Origin of the sequence: Actinoplanes campanulatus (assembly GCF_014647795.1) — a bacterium.
Lineage (GTDB): Bacteria > Actinomycetota > Actinomycetes > Mycobacteriales > Micromonosporaceae > Actinoplanes > Actinoplanes campanulatus.
Map to the genome: position 1 here is coordinate 59,481 of NZ_BMPW01000015.1, position 26,783 is coordinate 86,263.

Genomic DNA, 26,783 nt, shown 5'->3' on the forward strand with positions numbered 1-26,783 from the left:
ATGCCCACCGCCATCGTGTCCACGGCCGTGAGCACCGACCCGCACCTCGGCGGCTCCGTCGCGCACGCCTCGGCCGCCGCCACGGCCTGCCTCGAACGAGCCGGCATCGGCCCCGACCAGGTGGACCTCCTGATCAACGTCGGTGTCTACCGCGACGAGAACATGGCCGAACCGGCGATGTCGGCGCTGATCCAGAAGAACGTCGGCACCAACCTGGACTACCTGCGCTCGGGCCGCGCGGCCCTGTCCTTCGACCTGATGAACGGCGCCTGCGGGGTACTCAACGCGGTGCAGGTGGCCGGTGCGTTCCTGGACACCGGCGACGCCGAGTTCGTCCTGGTCGTCTCCGGCGACGCACACCCGTCCGGCCGGCCGGACCCCGGCTTCGGGTATGCCTCGGTCGGCGCGGCGATACTGCTGTCGCGCACGACCGATGCCGGCGCCGGGTTCGGCCGGGTCGGCACCGCGGCCGATGACGGCGACACACCGGGCGTCGTCGGCTACATCGACCTCGACGCGGTCGGGACGCTGGGACGCGAACGGATCACGGTGGAACGCGACGCCGACTACACCGACCGGCTGGTCGAGTTCGCGGCGGCTGAGGCGGCCCGGTACGCCGCCGCGGAAGGCATCGACCTGTCGGAGGTCCTGCTGGTCGCGTCGCAACCGACGCCCACGTTCGCGGCCGAGCTGGCCGGACGCCTGGGGATCGCGCCGCCGGCCGTGGTCACCGTGCGGGGCGTCGACGCGGACCCGCACTCCTCCGCGCTGACCTTCGCGTACCACCAGGCGGTCAGCACCGGCCAGGCAGCCGCGTACCCACAAGCACTGTTCGTGGCGGCCGGCGCCGGTCTGTCGGTGGCCTGCTCGGTCTACCGCGGCGTCCGCTGATGGCCACCTCGACCGTGGCCGGCGTCGCCGCCCGGCTCGCCGCCCACGCGGGTGACCTCGGCACCCGGGACGCCGTGATCCGGCCCGGCCACGGCCGGCTGACCTTCCGCGAGCTCGACGAACAATCCGACACGTACGCCGCCGGCCTGCACGCGCTGGGCATCGGCAAGGGCACCAAGACCGTCCTGATGCTGCGCCCGGGGCTCGAGCTGTTCCCGGTGCTGTTCGGGCTGCTCAAGCTCGGTGCGGTGCCGGTCGTCGTCGACCCCGGCATGGGCGTACGCCGGATGCTGCACTGCTACCGCAGCGCCGGGGCCGACGCGTTCATCGGCATCGGGGCCGCGCATGTGGTGCGGTTGCTGAACCGGCGCGCGTTCGCCGGGACGCGCATACTCGTCACCGCCGGACGGCGCTGGGGCTGGGGCGGGACCACGCTGCGTGCGCTCGCCACCCACCGGAGCCCGGCGCCGACCGTCCCGCCGGACGCCGGCGACCTGTTGATGATCGGCTTCACCACCGGCAGCACCGGGCCGGCCAAGGGCGTCGAGTCCACCCACGGCGCCCTGGAGGCGACGGTCGAGCAGGTGATCGCCGCACACGGCCAGTCGGCCGACGACGTCGCGCTGGTCACCTCGCCGATGTTCGGCGTCCTGCACCTGCTGATCGGCTCCACCTGCGTACTCGCCCCGATCGACCCGGCCCGTGTCGGCGCCGCGGCCCCGGCAACAATCGCCGACACGATCGAGGAATACGGCGTCACCACCATGTTCGCCTCTCCGGCACTGCTCGGCCCGTTCGGCCGGTACCTGCGCGACACCGGGCGACGGTTGCCGTCGCTGCGCACCCTGGTTTCCGGTGGCGCACCGGTCCCCGATCGGCTCGTCCCGCTGCTGCACCGCCATGACCTGCGGTTCCACACCACCTACGGCGCGACCGAAGCGCTGCCGATCGCCTCGATCGAAGCACGCGAGATCCTGCGCGACGCCGGCGCCGGCAGCCGCGCCGGGGCGGGAACGTGCGTCGGCCGTCCGGTGGACGGCATCGAAGTGCGCGTCGTGCACATCACCGACGAGCCGATGCCGGTGTGGCGCGAGGACCTGCGTACGGCGCCCGGCGAGATCGGTGAGATCACCATCGCCGGCCCCACCGTCAGCCCTCGGTACCATCGGCTGCCCGAGGCCGACGCGGCCGCCAAGATCGCCGACGGTGACCGGCGCTGGCACCGTACCGGTGATCTCGGCTGGATCGACGACCAGGGCCGGATCTGGTTCTGTGGGCGCAAGAGCCAACGGGTCGGTGACCTGCACACCGTGCAGTGCGAGGGCGTCTTCGACGCCCACCCGGACGTGCACCGCACGGCTCTGGTCGAGGCCGACGGCCGTCCGGTGGTGTGCGTCGAGGCCGGCCCCGGCGTCGCCGATCACGACCGGTTGCGCCGCGAACTGCACGAGCTGGCGCAGAGCCAACCGATGACGAAAACCCTGGACACGTTCGTGTTCCATCCGTCCTTCCCGGTCGACATCCGGCACAACGCGAAGATCAACCGGGAGTACCTGTCGCGCTGGGCGGCACACCGGCTGCGGCCGAACCGCCGGCGCGACCTCGCACCGCGCCTCCTCCCGCTGGCCGGCTGGGCATTCCTCGGGTACGGCCTGCTCGGGCCGATGCCGCACCCGGCGCTGTGGGCACTGTGGTGGATCGACGCGTTCCTGAGCATCGTCGTGCACCTCATGCAGCTCCCGGTCGTGCTGCCCCGGGCCCGCCGGGCCGGCATCACCCGGGCGCGCGCCGCCGCGATGACCGTCGTATTCGGCGCGACCTGGTGGCGAGGTCTGCCGTGAAGGTCCTGGTGACCGGCGCCTCCGGCTTCCTCGGCGGGCACCTCGCCGAGGCGGCCGTCGCGGCCGGCGACGATGTACGCGCCCTGCTGCGCCCGGGTGCGACCCTGTCCATGGATGTCGGCGCGCATCGCGTCGAACCGGCGAGCGGGGATCTGTCCGACCCGGCGTCACTCGACGCGGCGACGCGCGAGGTGGAGGTCGTCTACCACTCGGCGGCGCGGGTGACCGATCACGGCACCCGGGCACAGTTCCACGACACCAACATCGCCGGCACCGAACGGCTGCTGGCGGCGGCTCGCGCCAACGGCGTACGCCGGTTCGTGTTCGTCAGCAGCCCGAGCGCCGTGATGGACGGCGGCGATCAGGTCGCCATCGACGAGAGCACGCCGTACCCGGCCAGATATCTGAACCTGTACTCGGAGACCAAGGCGGCGGCCGAACGCCTGGTGCTGGCCGCGAACGCGCCCGGGTTCACCACCTGCGCGCTGCGCCCGCGCGGCATCTGGGGGCCGCGTGACTGGTTCGGCTTCATGCCCCGGCTGATCGCGAAGCTGCGTACCGGACGCCTGCCCGACCTCTCCGGCGGGCGCGCCGTGCACGCCTCGCTGTGCCACGCCACCAGCGCCGCCCGGGCCTGCCTGCTCGCCGCGGGTTCGGACCGGGTCGGCGGCCGGGCCTACTTCGTGACCGACGCCGAGATCACCGACGTGTGGGCGCTGATCGCACAGGTCGCCCGGCTGTTCGACGCGGCGCCACCGACGCGCCGGGTGCCGCCGGCCGTCCGCGACGCGCTGGTCGCAACGGTCGAGACCGTATGGCGCATCCCGTACCTGCGCCATCGGCACTCCCCGCCGCTGTCGCGGTACTCGGTCGCGCTGCTGACCCGATCGAGCACGTACGACACGAGCGCCGCTACCCGCGATTTCGGGTACGCCCCCGTGATCGACCAGCAGACCGGGCTCCGGCAGTTGCGCGCGTGGGCCGACGGCATCGGTGGCGTCGACGCGTTCACCAGGCACGTCCGGTGAGCCGCTACCAGCGGCCGGTGTCGCCGACCGAATGGTTCTACCTGGCGGCCGAGCGCGCCATGCCGCCCTTCGCCGTCCAGCTCGTCGTCGAAGGAGAGGGACGCCTCGAACCCGAAGCGCTGACCCGGGCGGTGCGGGTGGCGTCGGCCGCATGCCCGGGAGCACGCCTGGCCCGGCACGGCCGCGCCTGGGCCGACACCGGGCAGGCCCCGCCGGTGACCGTCGCCGACGGCACTTCGCGGTGGACCGATCACGCGTCCGCTCCGCTGGAACGCACCTGTGAGGTCGTGACCGCCGAGGGCGGGGTGCTGTTCCGGGTGTCGCACACCGTGATGGACGGCCAGGGCGCGCTGACCTGGATCGCGGACGTGTTCCGGGCGCTACGCGGCGAGCCGCCGCTGGGCGCCCCGGCGGCGGTCACCGACTACGAGCTGGTCGAGCGGCTGGGCACGCCCGGCCGGCGGCCTCGCACGAGCCTCGGCTGGCGCTCACCCGTCGCCGGGCCACCCGTCGAACCCCCGGCGGCGCGGCACTGGGCCCGGCGAACCATCGACGGCAACCATCCCGGACTGGTCGCAAAGCTCGCCGCGGCGGTGGCCGCGTTCACCGGCGCCGGCCGGTCCCGCTTCATGGTGCCGGTCGACCTGCGCCGGCACGACACGGCGATGCGCAGCACCGCCAACCTGAGCCTGCCGGTGTTCCTCGCCGCGGGGCCGGACGAGACGTGGCAGGACCTGCACAAACAGATCCTGCGCGCCCTCGTCGAGCGCCACGAGGTCACCGGCGGGGCACTGGAACGGGCCGCATACCGGCTGCCGCTGGGTGTGCTCTCCCGGTTCTTGACGGTGGCCGGTGACCGGCACCTGTGCTCGGCGATCCTGTCGCACCTCGGTCGCGTCGATCCGGCCGACTTCAGCACCGGCGGATTCCGGGCGTCGACGGTCTTCGCCCTGCCGACGCACGCGCCGATGGCCCCACTGTCGATCGTGGCGACGGCGCCACCCGGGCATACCGAGCTGACCGTGGCCCACCACGGCAGGCCCGAAAGCGCCGAGGCGCTGCTGGACGCGGTCGAGGCGGCGCTCTCGCCGCACCGGCTCCGGCCGGGCGCGACCCCCGTCACGTACGGATAATCGGGTGTGCCGCCGTGGTGTGTTCACTAACGTCCCGCCGCATGGGGAACGACATTCTGCGCACCGAACGCCTGGAACTTCGCCCGGTGTGTGACGAGGACATCGACCGGATCCTGGAGTATCGCAATCTGCCGGAGGTCACCCACTGGCTGTTGCGCACGAATGTGGACCCGGAGTCCTTCCGGGCGGCGTGGCGGCGCGCGGTGGCGGACCCGGACGACCACAGCAAGGCGGTCGTGCTGGACGGTGTGGTGATCGGAACCGTCTCGCTCGAGGCTCTCGACGGCATGGGGCAACCCGGCATGCCAACGAGGACGGAGGCCCTGCTCGGCTACACCTTCGATCCGGCCTTCGGCGGCCGGGGTTACGCGACGGAGGCGGTCACCGCGATGGTGGCGTACGCGTTCGAGCGGCTCGGTATTCGACGGATCACCGCCGGCTGTTTCGCGGACAATCTCGCCTCGGTGCGGGTCCTCGAAAAGGTCGGCATGCGTCGTGAGCAGCACGGAGTCGGCGATTCCTGGCACGCCGAGCTGGGCTGGGTGGACGGGTACACATACGCCCTGCTCGCCGGGGCCTGGCTTCGGGAGGCAGCCCCGTAGGCGTTGCACCGGGCCGGGCCGGCGGGCCGCGATCAGGTCCGGGTCGCCGATCATCCGCTGCCCGTCCGACGACCAGCCGCTATCGAACTGGTGCGGTGGTCCGGCGCCGGCTCCGGCCGGACGAACGGTGACAGGGGCAGTAGGATGCGAAAGGTGGTGCCGGCGCCGAGCGTCGAGTCCACGGTGATGGCGCCTCCGGCGTCGCCGACGATGCCGTAGACGGTGGCGAGCCCGAGACCGGTGCCCTGGTCTGCCGGCTTGGTGGTGAAGAAGGGCTCGAAGAGGCGGTCCTTGACCTCCGCGCTCATGCCGGTGCCGTTGTCGCTGACCGTCAACTGGGCGTAGCGACCGGCCGGCAGGCTCTGGGCCGGATCTTCCGAAAGCTCGACGACGCTGGTCGCGATGGCTACGAATCCACCGCCGGGCATCGCGTCACGGGCGTTGATGACGAGGTTGAGCAGGATCTGGTCGAGGCGGCTGCGGTTGGCGTACACCGGCAGGGCCTTGGAACAGGTGTGGCACCGCAGGGTGATGCCGGCGCCGATGGCCCGGCTCAGCAGGTCGGTGGCGTCCGTGACGACCGTGTTCAGGTCGACGATCTCGACGTGGGTCGGCTCCCGTTTGGCGAACAGCAGTAGCTGGCTGGTCAGTTCCTGGGCCTGGTGGGCGGCGTTGCGGATCCGGGCCAGGTCGTCCGCCACCTCGGTGCCGGTGTCCTCGGCGATGAACTCGACGCAGTTGAGGATGATGGCGAGCAGATTGTTGAAGTCGTGTGCCACGCCGCTGGCGAGCTGACCGAGGCTCTCCAGCCGGGCGGCCCGGGCCGCGCGGCTGTCGGCGACCTTCTGTTCGGCCTCCCGCTGTCTGCGGGCGGTGACGTCGCGTTCGGTGGCCGCGCCTCCGATGAGCTTCCCGTCGTCGTCGCGGATCGGCCAGACGTTTGTCGACACGAAGATCTCGCTGCCGTCCTTGCGCCGTCGTGGCGTCTCCTCGAACTGGAACTGGATGCCGTCGGCCAGACCTTTGAGCACCCCGGCGTGCCGGGCTTCGCCGTCGGGTTGCAGCAGCATCGCCACGCGACGGCCGATCGCCTCGTCGGCGGTGTAGCCGTAGAGGCGCTCAGCGCCGCTGTTCCAGGTCGTGATGGTTCCGTCGAGAGCGAGCGTGAGGGTGGCGTCGGCGGACTGTTCGACGATGGCGGCCAGTATCGCCTTGTTCCGTGCCCGGTCCACGAGGTTGCGTGCCGCCGTCCAGGTGAGCACCGTGGCGATCACGAGACAGGCGACACCGACCACGACCATGAGCGTCAACCCTCGGGTGCTGGTCGTTCGTGCCGCGGCGGCGTCGCTTGCGGTGTCGGCCTGCGCCTGCATGGCGAGTTGATCGACCGCGGCGGCGGCCTGGTCGAACCAGTGCAGTGCCTCACCCGCGACCAGGTCGTTGGACGCCGCGATCGTGGCGGGCGTGCCGGCCCGGTACCCGGCCACGATCCGCTCGTCTATTGCCATGAAGCGGTCGAAGGCGTACTCGGCTTCGGCCAGTAGCCGCCGCTCGTCCACGCTGAGGTCATGGGTTCCGATCCGGGCGAGATCCTGCCTGAGGGCCTCCGCTGAGGTCAGGAACTTCGCGCGCAGACCGACCGCGTCGGTGGTGGCGCCCGGCACACCCCGGATCGCGTTGAACGCGTACCCGGTCTGCCAGCCGTTGAGGTCGGCGGCGCGGAATTTGGCCATCAGCGCGTCACGTTGCAGCGCCGCGGAGGCGGCCACGCGTTGGTCCGCGTGGCGCTGCGCGACGATGTTCCAGACGGCAGCACCGATCATGACGACCAGCAGTAGCGTGACCGATCCGAAAGTGGCGCTGAGTCGCGCGCCGACACGAACTCGACGCAACCTCTGCATGTCTCCACTCCTGGGGAGGTGTCACACATAAGGCCAGTTCACGTCGATTTCGCGATTCCGCGACATCGCGAGGCGCGTCTCTGGCTGTTTACCTCACATTAGCGGCAGATCGGCCACGGAAAGGGCGGATCAACCGCGCTGCCCGGGGTGATCGGCTCCGCGATCGAGGCCGGCATTCAACGCGCGGCCGCCTCCGGGTGGTCGCGTGGATCCGCTCACTGTGGACCGATCGTCGTCCGAATATTTCCTGCGCTGAAGTATTCAGCGTTTCCGCCGCCCATCCGATCTGTATCGCAACGTGGTGGGGGCCACACCCGGCTGAGCCGGTGTCGAGTACGGGGGTGTTATGAGCAGGTCGGACGAGGTACGTGGGTTCCGCGGCCACCGGTGGACGCGGCTGGTGACCGACCTGAGGGTCGGCACCAAGATCGGGATGGCTGTCGGCGCGATGGCGTTGGCGACCGCCGGGGTGGCCGGCGTCGCGCTGACCAAGATGAGCGATATGCAGAGCCAGTCCGACTACATGTACGGCCAGACACTGGTGCCGATCACCGACCTGACCCGCATGCAGCACGCGGCCGATCTCCTGCAGAACCGTCTGCTCAACGCCGCGGTATCCACCGACCCCGCCCAGGTGCGCTCGTACCTGCAGGCCAGCCAGGACCAGGACGCGCTCTTCGACCAGGCGTTCGCGGCCTACACCGGCACGGACATGACCGGCCGGGAGGAGGCGGTGGCCCAGGTCGAGCAGGCCGTCGCCGCCGTCCGGCAACTGCGCGACACCAAGCTCGGCCCGGCCGCCGAGAAGGATGATCGGGAGGAATTCGGCCGCATCCGGGACGAAGAGGCCAAGCCGATCCTCACCGACCTCAACGATGGGGTGCAGAGCCTCATCGAGATCGAAGGCGCCGCCGCCCGCGCCCGCAACGACGAGTCGCGTGCCACCTCCGACAGCGCCCGAACCACGGTGACCGTGTTCGTCATCCTCGGGGTGCTGCTGGCCGGCGCCGCCAGCTGGCTCATCGCCCGCGGGATCACCGGCCGGCTGTCACGGTGCGTATCGGTGCTCACGCGGGTGCAGGGCGGGGATCTCACCCAGCGGACCGGGCTCACCGGCCGCGACGAGGTGGCACAACTGGCCATGGCTCTGGACGCCTCGACGGGGTCGACGGCGGCGATGGTACGTGAGGTGACCGACAACGCCACCCAGGTGGCGGCGGCCGCAGAGGAGTTGTCAGCGGTGTCGACGCAGCTGTCGGCGTCGTCGGAGGAGACGTCGGCCCAGGCGGGGACGGTCTCGGCGGCCGCGGACCGAGTGTCGGGCAACGTGCAGACGGTGGCGGCAGGCGCGGAGCAGATGTCGGCCTCCATCGGTGAGATCGCGGGCAATGCGGGTGAGGCGGCGAAGGTGGCCACCGAGGCGGCCGAGGCGGCCGCCCGGACCAACAAGATCGTGGCGCGGCTGGGGCAGTCCTCGGCGCAGATCTCCGGCGTGGTGCAGCTGATCACGTCGATTGCCGAGCAGACGAACCTGCTGGCGCTGAACGCGACGATCGAGGCGGCGCGTGCGGGTGAGCACGGCAAGGGATTCGCGGTGGTGGCGACCGAGGTGAAGGACCTGGCGCAGGAGACGGCGCGGGCCACCGGTGACATCGCGGCGCGGATCTCGTCGATCCAGGACGAGACCACACAGGCGATCTCGGCGATCGGGGAGATCGCGGAGGTGACCGGCCGGATCAACGACTACACGTCGACGATCGCCGCGGCGGTGGAGGAGCAGACCGCGACGACCAGCGAGATGGTACGGAACGTGGCGCAGGCGGCATCGGGCACCGGGGAGATCGCCGGGAACATCGCGGGGGTGGCGACGGCGGCGGATTCGGCGGCGTCGGGCGCGTCGGAGACACAGGCGACGGCGAACAGCCTGGCCGCGATGGCGACGGGGTTGCAGCAGCTGGTCTCCACCTACCAGACATAGCGGTCGAACTCACACCGGTGGCCGGGCCTGAACAGGTCCGGCCACCGGCTCGTCTGCGCGACGGAACACTTCATTTACCCAAGCAGTTCGCGCTGAGCCGAGAATGTCGTACCCCCTGGCTATGTTCGTCGGCGTTCCCCCCTCTGCCGAAAGGTGGCCCGGATGCCGGCCGAAACGACGTACCTCGAGCTCTCCGAGGACAACGGGAGCTCCCACAAGTTCTACGAGGTGACCGTCGACGGCGCCGATCTCACCGTCCGCTACGGGCGGATCGGTGACCGGGGCCAGGTCAAGCAGTCGTCGTTCGCCAACGAGGACAAGGCCCGAAGCGAAGCGGCCAAGAAGATCGGCGACAAGGTCCGTAAGGGGTATGCGCCGGCGGTCATCGGTCAGCGGCAGCCTCGCTCGGTCACCCGCCGGCAGATCGTCAGCACCCGCTCGACCGCCAAGCGCGCCCCCGTCCTGTGGCGCTACAAGACCGGCAGTCCCGCGTTCGGTGTCTTCGTCGACGACGACGTCTGCATGGTCGGCAACGAGGCCGGCCTCATCACCACGCTGAACCACCAGGCCGAGGTGCAGCAGCAGTTCCGGCTTCCCGACGGCGTCAAGTGCATCGTCGCCGACGACCGCTGGATCTACGCCGGATGCGACGACGGCAACGTGTACGACCTGTCCGGCAAGGTGCCCCGCCTGGCGTACCGGATCGCACCGGAGATCGACATCTACTGGCTGGACATCCACGACGGTGTTCTCGGCGTCTCGGACGCCAACGGCGGCATCGCGGCCATCGACCACGAGGACGAGTTCCTGTGGCAGCGGCCCGGCCGCGGCTCGTCGGCCTGGATGGTGCGCTGCGACGACAACGCCGTCCACCACGGGCACAGCGCCGGCGTCACCAGCTACGACTGGCGCACCGGCCAGGAGCTGTGGCACACCGGCACCCGCGGCGCCGTCCTCTTCGGCTGGCAGGAGCGCGACACCGTCTACGCCGGCACGTCCGCCCGCCAGGTCGCCGAGCTCGGCAAGGACGGCCGGCACCGCCAGACCTACCAGTGTGACGCCGCCGTGTTCTCGTGTGCCGCCGCCGAGGACGGCCGCTATGTCTTCGCCGGTGACAGCGCGTCCTCGGTCTACTGCTTCGACGCCGCCGGCACCCGCCTGTGGAAGCTCGCCACCGGTTGCGGCTCCGCGTATTCCATGCAATACCACGGCGAGCGCCTCTACATCGTCACCACCGACGGCTCGCTGGCCTGCATCGACGCCAGTGAGCAGGCCATCCGGTCTGCCGTCGACGGCACGGTCCCCGTGGTGGTGGACGTCAAGGCCCCGCCTCGCATGGCGGAGGTGGCTCCCTCCACCACCGTCGAGATCGTCCACGACCCGGCCGACGGCATCGTCGTCGAATGCGTCGAGGAGTCCGGCCGCCTCCGCATTCGCGTGGTGTCCGCCGGTTACCACCACGACTGGCAGGTCCAGTTCCCCAAGGGCATCCGGGAGAGCGGCACCCGCTACGTGGTCACCGGGATCCGGGAGGCCTCCCGCGGCGGCTTCTACCGCGCCTACGGCGACATCCGCCGTCTCGGCTGACAGAGATCCGGCCGGGTGTCGCTGCCGCGCAACCCGGCCGGAGACCTGCCGTCAGGGGGTGAGAACGATGGTGGAGATGCTGCGGGCGGGGACATTCACGGTGACCTGTCCGCCGTTGACGGTGGCCGGCTGGCTCGCGGCGTTCGCGTTGAGCGAGGTCACGTAGTAGTCGGCGCGGCTGATGTTCTGCGGCGCCTGGATGACGGCGTTGTTCACAGCGCCGGCCGAGCGGTTGAGGACGACCAGGGTGATCTTGCCGCCGCCCTGGTAGGCGGTGATCTCCAACGGCGACGCCTTGGTGCTCTTGGTCAGGGCGACACGCTGGTAGCCGGGGCGGACGTACTTGGCGAACTGGGAGAACGCGTAGCCGCGTTTGAGCGGGGCGCCGGCCGTGGTGCCGTAGGCGGCCTCGCCGTCACCGATGAACGAGTAGAAACGCTTGCCGTACCACCAGATGTAGGCGCTCCAGTTGGATTCCATCGACCTGTGGACCGTACGCATGATGTCATCGAGGGTTTCGTTCCAGACCGTCTGGTCGGCGGGGTTGCCCCAGATGTCGGAGCCGCTGCCGTCGGCCTCGTGGAAGTTCCATTCGGTCATCCACACCGGTTTGCCGTTCTGCGCGGCGAGCGGGTAGTCCTTCAGGCGGCCGGACGCCTCGGTGCCGTAGAGGTGGCCGCCGATGTAGCCGATGTTGTCGCGGGCGACCGGGTCGTTGAGGGTCGGATCGGTGTAGCCGTAGTTGAGGTTCACCGCCTCGGCGACCATGAGCTTGGTGTTCTGGACTTTGGCGCCCTGGTCACGGACGAAGTCGCGCAGTTCGGTGCCGCTCCAGTCCATCGAGTCGTAGTCGGGATGCCAGTCCGGCTCGTTCTGGATTGACGTGACGTCAATGGTGACGCCCTGTCCACGCATGTACTGGACGTAGCTGTTGAGGTGGTTGGCGTAGTCGTCGTAGTAGTCGGTCTTGAGTTTGCCGCCGTTGACGCGGCTGTTGTTGGTCTTCCACGCGGCCGGGGCGGTCCAGGGCGAGGCGAGGATCTTGACGCCTGAGCCGTACGATTTCGCGGTCTTCAGTGCGTTGACCTGCGTGCCCCATTCGCCGGAGACCGGTGAGACGCCGGTCCGCACGATCGACAGGCCGAACTGGTTGGCGCCCAGGCCGACCAGGGTCTGTGTCTCGGCGGTCGACCAGGCGCTCCCCCAGATCGACACCGCCGCCCCGAAACCGTCGACGGTCTGATATCTGGTCGCCGTGTTCACGGTGATGTCCGGTGTGGCGCCGGGCGGGGCGCTCGGCGAGGTGGCCGGTGAGGATGGCGGCGTGGTGCCACCGGTGCAGGCCACCCCGTTGACGGCGAAGCTCACCGGTGCCGGGTTGGCGGCGGTCCATGTGCCGTTGAAGCCGAACGAGACGCTGCCGTTGGTGGCGATCGCGCCGTTGTAGCTGACGTTCCTGGCGGTGACCGCGGCGCCGTTCTGGGCCACCGTCGCGTTCCACGCCTGGGTGACGGTCTGCCCGGCGCTGTAGGACCAGGTCAGCGTCCATCCGTTGATCGCGTCGCCGAGGTTGGTCACGGTCACGGCGGCGCCGAATCCGCCCGCCCACTGCGACGACACCGCATAGTTCACCGAACAGCCCGCGGCCGCGGCGGCGGGGAGCGCCACCACGATCGCCGTCGAGCCGGCCAACAGGACGCCACCCAGCGCGGCGCCCAACCGGGCGCCTTCGACTCTGCGCATGCTTCTCTCCTGACGGGGGACAACGGCTTGACGATCGCGGGGATCGATCGTTTTGCATGAGCTGAAAGCCGTTTTCCGCATGCTACGGGAGCGCTCCCAAGCATTCAAGGAATCGCTTTCGCCCCCTTTTGATCAGCGAGTCCGCGCGACCGAGAGCGCCATCGACTTTCCGCGCGAAGAAATCTTCATGGAAAGTGTTATGTCGAGAACCGCGGGATGGTCCGCCGCCATGAGCGCCCGATCCCCTTGAAATCCCTGGAAACCCTCTGGCAACATTCCGCTCTATCGATGCATCTCACGCCTTGCGTCGTCGGCGATCCAAATTGTTAGCGATAACAGGAAGCGGTCCCACTATGAGGAGCATGCTGAGAACCCTGGTGGCTCTCCCCACCCAGGCTCTCGGCCGCTCGGTCACGGTCACGTTGTTCCAGATGACCGCCCCATGAGCGTTACCGCACTACGCGAGCAGTTTCGCCTTGGCCGCGGTGAACTCCTCGTCGGTGAGAAGGCCGGCGGTCTTCATCTCGCCGAGCCGGACGAGCTGTGCCATCAGGTCGCCCGTGGCAGCGGCGGGCTCAAGCGCCGGCGCCGGGGCGGTGACGGGAGCGGGGACCACGGCCGGGACGACGACGTTGGTCGAGGTCGCGCCGGCACGGCGGAGTTCGACGTCGCGCTGGTAGTAGTGCTGGGACCAGTACTGGCGTACCGCGTTCGCCTGCCGGAGGATCAGATCGCGTACGGCGGCGGGGTTCTCGATGGCGAGGAGCGTCAGCACACGCTGTCCGAACCTGCCGGCGTGCGCCGGATCCAGGCGGAGGGTGAGGTCGCCGACGCCGCGCATCCGCTGCGTGATGTGCTGGGTGATGTCGGCGTCCACGACCATCCAGATCGGAATGATCTCCTCCCGGGTGGAGATGACGCCGGACGCGAACCGGATGGCGTCCTCGGTCACCGTGTAGGAGCCCGTCTGCACCCGGCCACCGGTGGCGATCGACGTGAGGTCCTGAGAGGACCCCGACCACAGCACGTTGACGCTCTCCGGGTGCATCTCGGTCATCCCCGTCATCGTTTCCTCTTTCTCGATCGCCGGTGGGCAAGGCACGATATCCGGCCCGCCCCGATCGGTAAATGGCCAGGTCACCGACCCGCGGGTATCTCGCTGATATGCCCGGAAACTCCCGAGGCGACAACAGGCCCGGCGAACCGCATACATTGACTCTGTGAACAGGGTCGTCCACAGTCAGAGGCCCGCCCGGAAGCGTCCGCACGCCGTCGGGCCACGCACCCACGGGCGGTGACGACAGATGCCAGCCACGCGTACGGACGGCACCACGCTTGTCCGCGCCGCGCGGGCCGGGGACCGGGATGCGCTCGAGGAACTCGTGTCGGCGCACCTGCCGATGGTCTACGCGCTCACCGCGCAGGCGCTCGACGGGCACCCGGATGTCGACGACGTGGTCCAGGACGTCATGGTGCGCGCCCTCCGGCAACTGCCGTCGCTGCGTTCCCCGGAGAGCTTCCGCCCGTGGCTGGCCGCCATCGCGTTACGCCAGATCAGCACCCACCAGCTGCGGACGAGGCAGGCCGCCGAGCGCAGGGCCGCGGTCGACGAGGCGGACCTGTTGCCGGGCGCGGGCTTCGAAGGTCTCACCCATCTGCGCCTGGAGCTGTCCGATCAACGCCGTCAGGTACGACAGGCGGCGCGCTGGCTCGACACCGGCGACCGGGCGCTGCTGGCGCTGTGGTGGCTGGAGGTCGCCGGCCGGCTGTCGCGATCGGAGCTGGCGGAGACGTTGGGCGTGACGGTGAGCCATGCCGGGGTGCGGATCCAGCGGATGCGCGGTCAACTCGATCTGGCCCGGGGCGTCGAGGCGGCCCTCGCCGCCCGGCCGATCTGCGCCGGCCTGGCCGGCGAGACCACGGGCTGGGACGGTGTCGCCGGGCCGCTGTGGCGCAAGCGCCTGGCCCGGCACCTGCACTCGTGCCGTTCCTGCCGCCGTGCGGCGGACGATCTGGTGCCGGCCGACCGCCTGCTGGCCGGTCTGGTCCTGATCCCGGTGCCGGCCACGGTGACCGCGGCGGTCCTCGCCAACTGGACGCCGGAGAACGTGGTCGCCGCCCTCGCCCGGCCGGCGGCCTCCGCTTCCGGTCCGGCGGCGGACCGGGTCCGGTGGCTCGGCGCACGGGTACGCCCGACGGTCATCGCCGTGGTCGCGGGCGCCTTGGCCATCGGTGCGGCAGTGGCCGTGCTCACCACCCCCGACGAGCCGGAGGCGACGACGCCGTCCGCGCTCACCACCTCCGAAAGGCCGGGGGCGGCGATGCCGGACGGTCCCGTCTCGCTGGAGTCGGCGAACGCCGCGGGAAGATACGTGACCGTCTCCGATGAGGCCGGTGTGCTGGCCACCGCGCGGGAGCAGGCCACGTTCCAGCCGGTCGCCGGACTGGCCGATCCGGATTGCTTCTCGTTCCGTACGGCGGACGGCAGCTACCTGCGGCACGCGTCGTGGCAGTTGCGAGCCCACAAGGACGTGGGAACGAACCTGTTCCACGGGGACGCCACGTTCTGCGTCCGGGCCGGGTCGATCCCCGGTTCGGTGGCGCTGGAGTCGTCGAACTACCCCGGTTGGTTCCTGCGGCACCGCGGTGACGAGCTGTGGGTCGACCGGTCCGACGGCAGCGCCGCCTTCCGCGCCGACGGCTCCTTCCTGATACGGCCGGCGTCGCAACGCTGAGCACAGCGAGGAACACGGCGAGGGGCGGGCCGGCCCCTCGCCGTGCGGCGGTGTCAGCGCTGGAGCGTCAGCAGGCCCGGCCGGTACGGCAGGAGCCCGTAGTCGCCGCCGGAGCTGGGCGAACGGCCCTGGTAGAGCAGCTTCAGGTTGCAGGGGTCGATGGTCATGGTCTGGTCGGCGCCGGTCCGGATCAGCTCGCCGTGGCTGATGTCGTTGGTCCAGGTGGCGCCGCTGTTGGCCTTGCCCGCGAACGGGTTGCTCTCGGTGGCGGCCTGCGGGGTCCACGTGCCGCCGAGGCTGCTCGCGGTGAAGGACCGGAAGTAGCGTCCCTGGCTGCCGATGGCTTCGACGATCATGAGGTATTGGTTCTGGCCGGCCACCTTGTAGACCTGGACGGCTTCGAACAGGTTGTTGGTGGTGTCGCTCATGACCACCGTCGAGGTGCTGCCGAAGGTGCCGGGGAAGTTCCCGATCGGCATGCTCGCCCGGTAGATCTTGCCGTTGTCGCCGGCGAAGAACAGGTACATGTTCTGCGAGTCACCGATGACGGCCTGGTCGATCGGGCCGGTGCCGGAGCCGGAGATGCTGCCGGAGAACAGCGTCTGCGCCGACGACCAGCCGTTGGCGTTGGTGGGGTCGCTGGAGGTCCGGTAGGAGAACGCCGGCCCGCCCCACTGGTAGGCGAGCACCCAGATGTTCTTCGGCGCGAAGTAGAACAGCGACGGCGCCACGGCGGAGAACGACGTCATCGTGTTCTGGCTGGCCGAGGCCATGTCGGACCAGTTGGTGAACAGGCCGAAGTTCATCGACCCCCACTTGGTGCCGGTGTCGTGCGTGGTTGCGTAGACCAACTGCCGGCCGTTGTAGGGCGCGTGGGTGAAGTCCTTGAGCGACACCCATCCCGACTTGGGGGTCGCGAGCTGGCCGGTTGACGACCAGCGATAGCTCGACGGCAGCGTGCAGGCGCCGCCGGTCGGGGTCGTCGTGGGCGTGGACGTGCCGACCCGGACGAGCTGCCACTGCTGGTTGGCGCCGTTCCAGTCGGAGTACTGGACGATGTTCGCGCCGTCCGCGGTCGAGGCGCCCTGCACCTCGACCGCCTTGCCGCTGTTGCCGTTGATCAATTGGATGTAGCCGTCGACATCCTCGATCTTGAACTGCTGATTCGTGGTGTTGTTGTCGGTCCACTGCACGATCGCGCCACCGTCGGCCGTCGACAGGTTGTAGACGTCGAGCACCTTGCCGGAGTGCTTCGACCTGAGCCGGTAGAAGCCGCCGCCGGAGTCGACGAACTGCCACTGCTGCTGCGCCTGATCGTTCCGCGTCCACTGGGTGATCCGGCCGCCATCGGCGGTGGACAGGTTGTAGACGTCCAGCGCCTTGCCGCTGGTGCGGTTGACCAGCACGTAGGAGGCGCTGGTGTCGATCGTCGCGGCGGACGCGGCGGACGCGGTCACCGCGACGGCGCCGCCGGCGGCGAGCAGGACCATCGCGGCCAGAGCGCCACGCCACCTGCTGCGGCGAGCCCGGGTGGATGTCATGGGCGGTTCTCCAAAAACCTCGGGGATGTACGGGGAACGCTCACCTGACGCGGGCGAGCTGAACTGCCGTCCGGTGGCCGTTCGGAATGCGGGTCGCGCCTCAAAGGGGTGGTGAGGCCGAATTCATGACCACCGAGAATTCAGTTCCCGGGAACGCTACCAAAGCGTTCAGCGATATCGCCAGAGCCAATCAATACGGCTGCGACCAGGCAAGACGGGTCCAGATAACAGTTTCTGGAACCGATTCTCTCAATATGCTGATATCGCTAACATGAAGGCGCCCACTATCGGTCCGGGTGCTGCTCGATGGCGGCCGAGAGCCGGTCCAGCAGCAGCGGCACGACGTTGAGCATCTCCCGCTCGGCGGGACTCAGCCGGGTCGTGACGGCGTCGGCCATCAGCCGCCGGCGGGTCACCCGGTCGGACTCCAGCGCGGCCGTGCCGGCTTCGGTCAGGGTGATCACGACGGCCCGGCCGTCATCCGGGCTGGCCGCGCGCCCGACCAGGCCGAGCGCTTCCAACTCCCCGACGGTGCGGCTCATGCTCTGATGCTTGACGCCGCGCCGGGCGGCCAGTCGGGCGATGGTCTGCGGCCCCTCCCGCAGCAGGACGCCCAGCGCCTCCGCCCGGGTCGGGGGCAGTGTGTCGGCGCCCGCCCGGGTGGTCCGCACGAAACGGCCGATCGACTGCCGAAGCCGTTCGGCGAGTTCCTCTGCCGGGTGCGCGCTCATACCGAAACAGTACAGTGTCGCTGTACAAATCGAGGAGGCGACATGCAGCTGACCAAACACGCCCACGCCTGCGTCACGCTCACCGGCTGCGACGGCACGCTGCTCATCGATCCGGGGACGTTCACCCCGGACGCGGCGGAGCTGATCGCGGCGGCGACCGCGGTGCTGGTGACCCACGAGCACTTCGACCACTTCGACGAGGCCGCACTGGCGGCGGAGTTGGACCGGCGGCCGGAGCTGCGCGTCCACGGCCCGGCCGCGGTGCGGGAGAGGCTGGGCGGGCGCGCCGTCACCGTCCGGTCCGGCGACCTCCTCGAGGTGGCCGGTTTCCAGGTGGCGGTGCACGGCGAGCGGCACGCCCTCATCCACGAGGACATTCCGCCGGTCGACAACGTCGGCTACCTGATCGAGGGGCGGGTGTTCCACCCCGGCGACTCGTACCGGGTGCCCGAAGCACGCGTCGAGACGCTGCTGCTGCCGACCAGCGGCCCGTGGACGAAGTTCGGCGAGGCCGCCGAGTTCGTCCGGGCGGTCCACCCGGCCCGGATGATCCAGGTGCACGAGCTGATGCTCAGCGAGCTGGGGCAGAACTCGGCACGCATGCTGCTCGGCGAGAAGGGCCTCACCGGCCTGCCCCTGGAGATCCTGCCCGCCGGCGAGTCCACCGACGTCTGACAACACAGCAAAGCTGTGTAGTCAGCGGCGGAGGGCGTCGGCGGGTTCGATCCGGGTCGCCCGCCACGCCGGGTAGAGACCGGCCACGAGACCGGTGAGCGCGCCGACCAGCGGGGCGGGCAGGACCGTGGCCGGCTGGAGGATCGGGGTCCATTCCCGGAAGAAGGCGACGGCCACCACGGCGGCGACGCCCACACTGGTGCCGATGAGGCCGCCGATCAGGCCGAGGGTGCCGGATTCGGCGAGGAAGTGGGCGGCCACGTGGCGTCGGCGGGCGCCGAGGGCACGCCGCAGGCCGATCTCGCCGACCCGTTCCAGGACCGCCACCAGGGTGGTGTTGGCGATGCCGACCGCGCCGATGAGCAGGCAGACGGCGGCGAGGGCGAGGAACAGCGTGCCGAGGTCGGTGTCCACGCCCTCCCGCAACTGGCGCGGGTCGGGCGGCGTGACCGTCCTGAACCGGCCCGGGTCCTCGGGCCGCAGGGCCAGCGGCGCCTCGTCACCGACCTGCCGGGCGGCGCCGATCTCGGTGTCGATGATCGCCCGCGCCCCGGTGCCCGCGCCCCAGACGGCCTCCGCCGTGCCGGCCGGGACCACGGCCCCGAGCAGGGTGCCGGCTTCACGGTCGACGTCGTCGACGATGCCGATGACGGTGAACGGGGTGCCGCCGATGAAGACCGCCGGCTGTTCGTCGATCCAGGTGACGCCCAGCCGGCCGGCCGCGCCGGAGCCCAGCACCACGACCCGCTGGTGTTCGGCGTCGTGCCAGGGGTCGAAGATCCGGCCGGCGGCGAGGCGCGCGTGGATGGCGCGCAGGTATCCGGGTGAGGCGGCGAGCACCTTCACGTCCTCGCCGGGTTCCGGGGCGGTCGGCCGGCGGGCGCCGAGCGGTCCGGCATCCGTCACCTCCCACACCACACCGGCGCTGTGCACCCCGTTCAGCGCGGTCAGCCGTCGTTCCGCGTCGTCCGGGAACGCCGGTCCGTCATCGGAGCGGTCGGCGGTGTCCTGAACGATCACCTCGGTGGCGACCAGCGCGGTGAAGCGGTTGCTGATCTGCCCCTCGACGGTGGTGGTCAGGCCGAGGACGGTGACGAACGCCGCGACGCCGAGCAGGGTGCCGAGCACGGTCAGGGCGGCCCGTCCCGGCCGGGCCAGCATGCCGGCGACGGCCTCGTCGATCACGTCCAGCGGGCTCAGCCGGGTGGCCGGCACCATCCGCTTCGCCCGGCTCACCGGAGGACCCCGTCCTTGATCAGGACCGAGCGGTACGCCCGCGCCGCGACCTGCTGGTCGTGCGTGACCATGAGGACCGTCAGGCCGGCGCCGTTCAGTTCGCCGATGAGCGCGAGCACGGCCGCCGCGTTGGCGCTGTCCAGGTTGCCGGTCGGCTCGTCGCAGAGCAGCAGGGACGGGCGGTTCACCAGGGCCCGGGCGATCGCCACCCGCTGTGCCTCGCCGCCGGACAGGTGACCGGCCCGGGCGTACGCCCGCTGGGTGAGACCGACCCGGTCGAGGGTCTCGAGGGCGAGGCCGGTCCGGGCCCGCCGGCTCACCGCCGTGTAGATCATGGCCAGCTTGACGTTCTCCAGCACCGACCGGTGCCGCAGCAGGTGGAACGACTGAAACACGAAGCCGATGCGCCGTCCGCGCAGCGCGGTCCGGTCGGCGTCGGGGAGGGCGGCGGTGTCGATGCCGTCGAGGCGGTACACGCCGCCGTCCGGACGGTCGAGTAGGCCCACCAGGTTGAGGAAGGTGGACTTGCCGGAACCGGACGGGCCGGTCACGGACACGTACTCCCCCGCGGCGACGGTCAGGTCGGCCTCCCGCAGCGCCAGCACCGGGGGTGGGCCGGGATAGGAGCGGGTCACCCGGGCGAACTCGACGACCGGCGGCGCCGTCACCCCGTACCGTCCGGAATGCCGCCGACCGCGACCCGGTCGCCTTCGGTGAGCCCGTCGCCGCTGACCTCGACGAATCCGCCGGCGGACGCGCCGGTCCGGACGGTGACCGAACGGCGCCGGTCGCCCTCCGGCACCCGGAGCACCTGGGTCGAGCCGTCCGCGGCCGAGAAGATCGCCGAGACCGGTACGACGAGGACGGCCTGCCCGGTGGTGGCGGCGGTGACGGTGAGGCGTACGTCCTCGCCGGCGAAGTTCGACGGGAGCGCCTTCGTGGCGCCCACCGTGATCGGGTGGCCGGCCTCGGCTCCGCCGCCCGGCCTCAGGTCGCCGATCGACGCGACCTCGCCGGTGACGGTACGCCCGGTGGTCTCATTGAGGATCTGCACCGGCATGCCGGTCTCCACCAGTTCCCGGTCGGCGGGCGCGAGGCTGCCGCGGACCACCATGTCGCCCACCGAGAGGGTCAGGATCGCGTCCCGGACCTCGGCGCCCAGCCCGGCCTTGACCGCGGACACCCGGGCGGGCAGCGACCTGACGTAGTAGACCTCGCTCATCGGCAGGTAGGCGGGGCGGCTCGCGGCCGTCGTGGGTGACGCGCTCGGCGCCGCGGTCGGGTCCGGCTGTTCCGCCTCCTCGACCGGCGGGTCGTAGTCACGAGCCTGGTACATCTTGCGGATCGCGCGTTCGGTGGAGGCGCCGAAGACGCCGTCCCGGTCGGTGACGCGGTAACCCAGCCCGCTCAGCGCCGCCTGCAACTGGTCGACGTCCGAGCCCTTCATTCCCCGGTGGATGTCCCGGTACGGCGGCACGACACCTTTGAGGGCGATGACCGGCCGCCCGGAGATCTCCGCCAGCACCGTGCCCGCCTCGACCCGGGCGCCCGCCTTGACCGTGCGCCGTGAGATGACGGCCCGGCCCGCACCGGGCACCGGCCGGACGTCGAGCGCCCGATCCGGTTCGACGGTGCCCCGCAGCACCACCGCCTGCCGCAGCACGCGCCGTTCCACGGTCGCCGTGATCAGGCTCGGCCCGGGCGGGGCGGCCTCGGCGGCGGCCTGCTGCGGCGACTTGATCAGGGTGGAGGCGCCCAGACCGGCGATCGCCATCACCACCGCCCCGGTGACCACACCGATCAGGAACCGGCGCCGCCCGCGCAACGGTTCGGCGGGAGCCGGGCTACCGTCCACTCAGCACCGCCGCCGCGTTCTTCAGCGCTTCCTGGGTGTGCTGGTGGGCGGTCTCCAGCCGCTCCGCGTTGACCTCCACGATCTGCTGCTGGTAGGCGCTCAGGATCGAGGTCATCTGGTCGAGGTAGCCGACCTTCCGCTTGCAGCGCACGTCCGCGACAGCGGTGCTGATCTCGGCTCTGGAGGCGGCGCCCTTGTCGTCCTTCCACCAGCGCGCGTCGTTGTTCGCGTCGTCCGGCTTGGCGTAGCGGTAACCGGACGTCTTCATGCAGGCGCTCCAGGCGGCGGCCACCTTGAGCGCGCGATCGTCGGCGAAGGTGCGCGCGGCCGCCTCGTTCGTCAGGTCCTCGAGCCAGGCGTCCTCGTCGAGGTTCCAGGCGATCTTGCGGTGACCTTCACCGAGACAACCCCCTTCCGGTACGCCGTCCGGCGCCTTCTCGCCCGGTGTGGCGCCCAGCAGGACGATGGCCTGGTCGTCGCTGAGGGTCGTGCGGTCGCGGTCGGTCTGCGTGTAGTCGCCGGCGCGCTCGGGATCGTCGTGATACCCGGCCCGCTTCGCCACCGCCTCGTCGATCAGGCCCAGCCGGTTCGTCCGGTCCCGCAGCGCGTTGAGCTCGGCGCGCTCACCGAACTTCCAGGTGATGCCGAACCGTTTCATGCAGTCCGCGGCCACCGCCTTGGAGGCGTAGTCGAGGTCGATCAACTGGTCGATCGTCGTGGTGTAGCGGTCCAGCGGCAGCTTCACGTCGTTCAGGTTCGACACCGACGGCGTGGCGGTCACCGTGGGCGGCGGGAGCGAGGCGGCGGACGCCGGCGACCCGTCCCGGCCGTCCCGGTCACCGGAGCATCCGGCGGTCGCCAGGACACCGGCCGCCACCATGGCCGCGGCGAGAACACGTTTCATCGGTACGCTCCACTCGTCGTTTCCCGTTCTTCCCGCCTCGGTCGCCGGCGGGACGGCGCGTGTGCCACCCCGCCGGCTTCCGTCACTGTCGCGGCCCCGCGATCAGCACGACCACGTGTGCGTGGACATGACCCTGTCGTAGGTGGTGTCGATCAGGGTCCGTCCCACACCGCCGGGGACGATCCTGATGACCTTGGTGCTGTTGGAGATGCTGCCGTAGTTGTTGCCCCACGCCGCGGTGCACGAGCTGCCCCTGGACGTGAGCCCGCGGCTGTTGTTGTCGACCAGAGCGCCGGTTCTCGGGTAGTAGTTGTTGCTGAGGTTCGTGTCGGTGCCCTCGTAGTCCCAGCCGGCGATCTCCCAGATGTCGCCCTGCCAGATGCAGGACTCGGAGGGCTCGCAGGTGCCGTTGAAGTTGGTGTTCGCGGATGCCGGTGCCGACGTCGCGAACAGGACGGCGCTGGACGCCAAGCCGGTGACGGCTGCCGCGCGCACCCAGCGCGCGGTCGAACTGACCTGAGACAACCTGTCTCCCTTCCCCGTGCGGAGCGGGTCGCTCCGCCTTCCCATGAGCCTCGGACCGCCCCGTAGGTTCCGCGGCAAGCCGGGCATAAGTAACGTCAGGCGACGCTGCGCGGGCTCTGGGTGATCAAATTCAGGAGCTGCTCGGTCGACCGGCCGCCCCGGAGCAGTTCCCGCTGGAGCCGTTCGAGGCCCGGCGCGTGCAGGCCGGTCTCCTTCACCAGATGGTGGCGGGCCTGCCGGAACGTGATGGAGGTGGCCTCCACCAGCCGCCCGCTGAGCGCCTCGGCGACCATCAGCTGCAACCAGAACCGTTCGCGGTTCGGATGGAGCTCGGCCAGCCGCCGGGCCCGGGGCAGGGCGAACTCGGTCTGCCCCGACTCCAGGCTGGCCAGTACCAGCGTCTCCTCCGCCTGGAAGCGCAGTTCCTCCAGATAGGCGGCCTCGGCGCGCAGCGAATGCACCTCCACCACGTCCGGCATGGCGTCGGCGCCGCGCCACAGATCGAGCGCCGCGTGGGCGGTTCGGGCCGCACCGGCGGGATCCCGTGGCCACCGGCGCCGCGCCTCGTCCAGCAGCTCGCGGAACCGGTAGGCGTCGACGGCGCACCGGTCCGGTGCGATCCGGTAACCCGCCGCGCTCGTCGGCAGAGTCCGCTCCGTCTCGTGCCGCAGGGCGCCGCGCAGCACCCGGATGTGCGAGCGCACCATCTGCGGCGCGTGGGACGGCCGGCTGTCGCCCCAGATCGATCGGACCAGCTGGCCGGTGGACACCGGCCGCCCGGCCGCCACGACCAGGAGCGCCAGCACCTTGCGGCACTGCAACTGGAGGCCGACCTTCACCCCGTTGGGCCTCAGGATCTCGACCGGTCCGAGAATCCCCACGTCAAGCCGTTCTTGATCCCCGTTCATCGTGCAGACTCCAGCCTCGATAGGCATCGATGTGCACATCGAGCACGGAGAATACACAGAGGACGGCCGCCGTGGTGACCCGTCGGTAACAGAGCATCACGCGAGCTGTTCCCGTCGATTCCGGTGCGGCTACCGTCTCGGCATGACCTTCTCGATCGTTGCCCGCTCCGCCGACGGCACCACCCTCGGCGTCGCGGTGGCCAGCAGATTCCTCGGCGCCGGTGCGGCGGTTCCGGCCGCCCTCGCCGATGTCGGCGCGGTCGCCACCCAGTCGTACGCGAATCTCGCCTATCGCCCGCAGGCGCTGGCGCTGCTCGGCACCGGCGTGGCCGCGACCGGCACGGTGCGGGCGCTGATCGCCGGCGACGCCGGCCCGGTCGGGCACCGGCAGGTCGGCGTGGTCGGCACGGACGGGCCGGGCGCCACCTTCACCGGTGACGACTGTCATCCGTGGGCGGGCGGCGTGGCCGGCGACGGCTACGCGATCCAGGGCAACATGCTGGCCGGGCCGCGGGTGGTCGCCGACATGGAGGCCGCCTGGCTGGGCGGCGCGGCTCAGCCACGGTTCCAGTACCGGCTGTTCGGCGCGCTGCGCGCCGGTGACGTGGCCGGCGGCGACCGGCGCGGCCGGCAGAGCGCCGCCCTGCTCGTCGTGGCGAAGGGCATGGGCTACGGCGGCACCAGCGACGTCCTCGCCGACCTGCGCGTCGACGACCACCCGGATCCGGTCGCCGAGCTGGGCCGCCTGCTGGAGCTGCACACGCTCTACTTCGAGCGCCCCGACCCGGCCACGCTGATCCCGCTCACCGGTGACATCGCCGGCGAGGTGCGGGCGCGGCTCGCCGAGGCCGGTCACACCGGGGCCGACCTGGACGAGGCGCTGGCGAGCTGGGCCGGCATCGAGAATCTCGAGGAGCGGATCGTGGCGGGCGCGATCGATCCGCTGGTGCTGGCCCAGCTCCGCGCGGGCGGGGTGTGACGGTCACCAGACGCGTAGGCGGCCGCTTCCCGCGGTGAGGCCGGCGAGCGGGCCCGCCGCGTACGTCCGGCCCTGCTCTTTGCGAAGGCCGGTCAGGTCGGTGTCGATGACGGCGGGGGTGCCGTCCCGCTCCTCGAACTCGGCGTCGGCGAACCGGGCCCGTTGCAGGTCGCGGCCGCCGATCGGGGCGAGGCCTGCGCCGTCGAAGCCGTCCGGCAGGTCGGTCACCAGGTAGACCTCGTCGCCCTCGGTGACGACCGTGGCGGACGCGCCGCCCAGGGTCACCGGGTCCCGTTCACCGGCGAACGGGCGGGCGCCGGCGGCGTAGACGTTGCTCCGGGCGTACACGGCCTGTTTGATGTTGAGGAATTTCTGGTGGTCGCCCTGCGGCTGTTCGTCGATGCGCTGGAGGTACTCCTCGAACGACGCCGGACAGGCGTCGTAGCCGACGGTGCCGGCACAGGCCGGGGACATGCCTTCGGGCAGGGCACCGTACGCCGTGTCCGGGTCGCCGCCGACGAACAGGTTGCCGATCCACCGGTCGTCGCCGCCGACGATGAACGCGTAGCCGGCCACCTGCGTGCTGTGTGGCCGGTGGTAGGGCGTGGCCCGGTCCATCACCGGCTCCACCCACACCGTGCCGCAGAGCAGGTTGTTGACGAACGCCCCGCCCTGGCTCCACAGCTCCAGCGACGCGGGCGACGCGAGGATGTTGTGGTCGACGAGGTACGGCCCGTGGCTGACCTCGATGAACAGGTCCCGGTTGTTGTCGTGGTAGACGTTGCGGGAGACGCGGGTGCCCTGGGTCTGCCAGTCCAGCCAGGTGCCGAGCGAGCAGTCGTGGATCCGGTTGTGGCGGATCTCCACGTCGATGGCGGCGTGCAGTTTGATGCCGCCGATCTCGTACCCGTAGAACTCGCGTTTGATCGCGATGTGGTGGATGTGATTGTCCTCGATGGTGGAGAAGACGCAGCCGAGGTGACCGACGATGCCGTTCTGCCCGCAGTCGTAGATGTGGTTGCGGCGGATCACGTGCGAGCCGATGTGCTCTCGGTCCCAGCCGATCTGCCGGGCCGAGAAGACCGCCTCCAGCTGGTACTGGTAGCCGGGCTTGTCGCCGCGTTCGGTGGCCCAGTTGTGGCCGGTGGAGGCCTCCTTGCCGATCGAGATCGCCGAGCATTTCGCGTCGTGGATGACGTTGTCCTCGATGATCCAGCCCTTGGCCCAGTTCGGGCCGATGAGGCCCGGCTGGTCGGCGGTGGGCGGCGTCCACGGGGTGGCCGCCTGCGCGAGTTCGAAGCCGCGCACGGTGATGTAGTCCAGGTGCGGCACGAGCGGGTAGAACACCGACCGGCGTACGTTGATCTCGACGAGTTCGGTGTTCGGGTCCGCGCCCTGGAAGTTCGCCCAGATGGTGGTGGTCTCGGTGCCGACCTCGGCATACCAGACCAGCAGGGTCTGCTCCGGGTTGCGGACCCGGTCGGTGACGCTGGTCCAGTTGTCGATCACCTCGGTGCGCTTCTCCGGGGCGGACACCTCGGCGCGTGAGCCGGCCTCGTAGAAGCTGAGGCCGTTGAGGTAGACGTCGCCCAGGTGCTTGCGGGGCTCCTTGCCGTCGTGCACGACCCAGTCTCCGGCGAGCTCCTCGGCGTACGGATTGAAGTCGCCGAAGAGCGTGTTGGGCACGCTCGCCCGCCACACCGTCCCGCCGTCGTTCTCCCAGCCGGTGATCCGCTCGGAGCCCTTGATGACGACGTGCTCGCCGTCGGCGGCCTGGTAGGTGATGCGGCGGTTGTCGCTGAGGCCGCCCCGCCGGGGTGTGACCCACTCGCGGTACTCGCCGGCGTGCACGATCACGGTGTCGCCGGGCCGGGCCAGGGCGGCGGCCCGGTTGATGCTCCGGAACGGCCGCTCCGGCGAGCCGTCACCGTCGTCGGATCCGGTGGTCGCCACATGCAGCGATGTCATGTCGGATGCCTTTCTGTCGTCA

General features: G+C 70.6%; 22 protein-coding genes. 10 read left to right on the forward strand and 12 right to left on the reverse strand.

All coding sequences use genetic code 11. The features are described 5' to 3' along the window. From IEZ13_RS27085 to IEZ13_RS27105, 5 genes are read left to right on the forward strand one after another with little or no spacing between them, the layout of a single operon-like run. On the forward strand, positions 1–891 hold the full coding sequence (locus IEZ13_RS27085) for a hypothetical protein (protein WP_203833871.1): 891 nt from the start codon (positions 1–3) through the stop codon (positions 889–891). Beyond that, positions 891–2,732, forward strand: coding sequence for a fatty acid CoA ligase family protein (locus IEZ13_RS27090; protein WP_183218252.1), 1,842 nt, complete (start codon positions 891–893; stop codon positions 2,730–2,732). Before IEZ13_RS27085 ends, IEZ13_RS27090 begins: the two co-directional genes overlap by 1 nt. Further along, positions 2,729–3,760 carry an NAD-dependent epimerase/dehydratase family protein gene (locus IEZ13_RS27095; RefSeq protein ID WP_183218250.1) on the forward strand — a complete coding sequence of 344 codons (1,032 nt, stop codon included), beginning with the start codon at positions 2,729–2,731 and terminating at the stop codon, positions 3,758–3,760. Before IEZ13_RS27090 ends, IEZ13_RS27095 begins: the two co-directional genes overlap by 4 nt. Beyond that, complete coding sequence (locus IEZ13_RS27100; protein WP_183218248.1) at positions 3,757–4,893, forward strand: condensation domain-containing protein; 1,137 nt, start codon at positions 3,757–3,759, stop codon at positions 4,891–4,893. Before IEZ13_RS27095 ends, IEZ13_RS27100 begins: the two co-directional genes overlap by 4 nt. A 41-nt stretch (positions 4,894–4,934) precedes the next feature. Beyond that, positions 4,935–5,495 (forward strand): GNAT family N-acetyltransferase, encoded by a 561-nt coding sequence (locus IEZ13_RS27105; protein WP_183218246.1) that lies wholly within the window; start codon positions 4,935–4,937, stop codon positions 5,493–5,495. A gap of 50 nt (positions 5,496–5,545) precedes the next feature. Here the strand turns inward: IEZ13_RS27105 and IEZ13_RS27110 are convergent, their stop codons facing one another. Then, positions 5,546–7,396, reverse strand: a complete 1,851-nt coding sequence (locus tag IEZ13_RS27110; RefSeq protein WP_183218245.1) for a two-component system sensor histidine kinase NtrB — start codon at positions 7,394–7,396, stop codon at positions 5,546–5,548. A gap of 400 nt (positions 7,397–7,796) precedes the next feature. Between IEZ13_RS27110 and IEZ13_RS27115 the strand changes: the two genes are divergently transcribed. Then, entirely contained in the window at positions 7,797–9,374 is a 1,578-nt protein-coding gene (locus IEZ13_RS27115) for a methyl-accepting chemotaxis protein (RefSeq protein WP_183218243.1), read from the forward strand. Between the two features lie 162 nt (positions 9,375–9,536). Beyond that, positions 9,537–10,961, forward strand: coding sequence for a WGR domain-containing protein (locus tag IEZ13_RS27120; protein WP_183218241.1), 1,425 nt, complete (start codon positions 9,537–9,539; stop codon positions 10,959–10,961). Between the two features lie 51 nt (positions 10,962–11,012). On the opposite strand, the gene IEZ13_RS27125 is transcribed toward IEZ13_RS27120, so the two are convergent. Both IEZ13_RS27125 and IEZ13_RS46830 read right to left on the reverse strand, forming a co-directional pair. Then, the gene (locus IEZ13_RS27125) at positions 11,013–12,704 is read right to left on the reverse strand and encodes a cellulose binding domain-containing protein (protein ID WP_183218239.1); all 1,692 of its coding nucleotides are present in this window, start codon (positions 12,702–12,704) and stop codon (positions 11,013–11,015) included. Between the two features lie 457 nt (positions 12,705–13,161). Then, positions 13,162–13,761, reverse strand: a complete 600-nt coding sequence (locus tag IEZ13_RS46830) for a PH domain-containing protein (protein WP_203833872.1) — start codon at positions 13,759–13,761, stop codon at positions 13,162–13,164. 247 nt (positions 13,762–14,008) lie between these two features. Here IEZ13_RS46830 and IEZ13_RS27135 point away from each other — a divergent pair, with 247 nt between their 5' ends. Further along, complete coding sequence (locus IEZ13_RS27135; RefSeq protein ID WP_183218237.1) at positions 14,009–15,439, forward strand: sigma-70 family RNA polymerase sigma factor; 1,431 nt, start codon at positions 14,009–14,011, stop codon at positions 15,437–15,439. A gap of 53 nt (positions 15,440–15,492) precedes the next feature. On the opposite strand, the gene IEZ13_RS27140 is transcribed toward IEZ13_RS27135, so the two are convergent. Both IEZ13_RS27140 and IEZ13_RS27145 read right to left on the reverse strand, forming a co-directional pair. Then, the gene (locus IEZ13_RS27140) at positions 15,493–16,980 is read right to left on the reverse strand and encodes a non-reducing end alpha-L-arabinofuranosidase family hydrolase (protein ID WP_183218235.1); all 1,488 of its coding nucleotides are present in this window, start codon (positions 16,978–16,980) and stop codon (positions 15,493–15,495) included. 284 nt (positions 16,981–17,264) lie between these two features. Further along, positions 17,265–17,711 carry a MarR family winged helix-turn-helix transcriptional regulator gene (locus tag IEZ13_RS27145; protein WP_183218233.1) on the reverse strand — a complete coding sequence of 149 codons (447 nt, stop codon included), beginning with the start codon at positions 17,709–17,711 and terminating at the stop codon, positions 17,265–17,267. Positions 17,712–17,753: 42 nt separating this feature from the next. On the opposite strand from IEZ13_RS27145, the gene IEZ13_RS27150 reads away from it, so the two are divergent. Then, positions 17,754–18,386 (forward strand): MBL fold metallo-hydrolase, encoded by a 633-nt coding sequence (locus IEZ13_RS27150; RefSeq protein WP_183218231.1) that lies wholly within the window; start codon positions 17,754–17,756, stop codon positions 18,384–18,386. Between the two features lie 21 nt (positions 18,387–18,407). Here the strand turns inward: IEZ13_RS27150 and IEZ13_RS27155 are convergent, their stop codons facing one another. From IEZ13_RS27155 to IEZ13_RS27180, 6 genes are all read right to left on the reverse strand, one after another. Continuing rightward, on the reverse strand, positions 18,408–19,622 hold the full coding sequence (locus IEZ13_RS27155) for an ABC transporter permease (protein ID WP_203833873.1): 1,215 nt from the start codon (positions 19,620–19,622) through the stop codon (positions 18,408–18,410). Further along, entirely contained in the window at positions 19,619–20,290 is a 672-nt protein-coding gene (locus tag IEZ13_RS27160) for an ABC transporter ATP-binding protein (protein WP_183218229.1), read from the reverse strand. The genes IEZ13_RS27155 and IEZ13_RS27160 overlap by 4 nt, the downstream gene beginning before the upstream one ends. Then, positions 20,287–21,477 (reverse strand): peptidoglycan-binding protein, encoded by a 1,191-nt coding sequence (locus tag IEZ13_RS27165; RefSeq protein WP_183218227.1) that lies wholly within the window; start codon positions 21,475–21,477, stop codon positions 20,287–20,289. The genes IEZ13_RS27160 and IEZ13_RS27165 overlap by 4 nt, the downstream gene beginning before the upstream one ends. Then, positions 21,467–22,381 carry a hypothetical protein gene (locus IEZ13_RS27170; protein ID WP_183218225.1) on the reverse strand — a complete coding sequence of 305 codons (915 nt, stop codon included), beginning with the start codon at positions 22,379–22,381 and terminating at the stop codon, positions 21,467–21,469. The genes IEZ13_RS27165 and IEZ13_RS27170 overlap by 11 nt, the downstream gene beginning before the upstream one ends. A gap of 102 nt (positions 22,382–22,483) precedes the next feature. Beyond that, on the reverse strand, positions 22,484–22,906 hold the full coding sequence (locus IEZ13_RS27175; protein ID WP_183218223.1) for a hypothetical protein: 423 nt from the start codon (positions 22,904–22,906) through the stop codon (positions 22,484–22,486). A 95-nt stretch (positions 22,907–23,001) separates the two neighbouring features. Continuing rightward, entirely contained in the window at positions 23,002–23,787 is a 786-nt protein-coding gene (locus IEZ13_RS27180) for an AfsR/SARP family transcriptional regulator (protein ID WP_183218221.1), read from the reverse strand. A gap of 169 nt (positions 23,788–23,956) precedes the next feature. Here IEZ13_RS27180 and IEZ13_RS27185 point away from each other — a divergent pair, with 169 nt between their 5' ends. Continuing rightward, entirely contained in the window at positions 23,957–24,793 is an 837-nt protein-coding gene (locus IEZ13_RS27185) for a DUF1028 domain-containing protein (protein ID WP_183218219.1), read from the forward strand. Positions 24,794–24,796: 3 nt separating this feature from the next. Here IEZ13_RS27185 and IEZ13_RS27190 read toward each other — a convergent pair whose 3' ends face one another. After that, positions 24,797–26,761: a right-handed parallel beta-helix repeat-containing protein gene (locus tag IEZ13_RS27190; protein ID WP_183218217.1), complete on the reverse strand. Its 1,965-nt coding sequence runs from the start codon at positions 26,759–26,761 to the stop codon at positions 24,797–24,799. Positions 26,762–26,783: the final 22 nt, after the last annotated feature.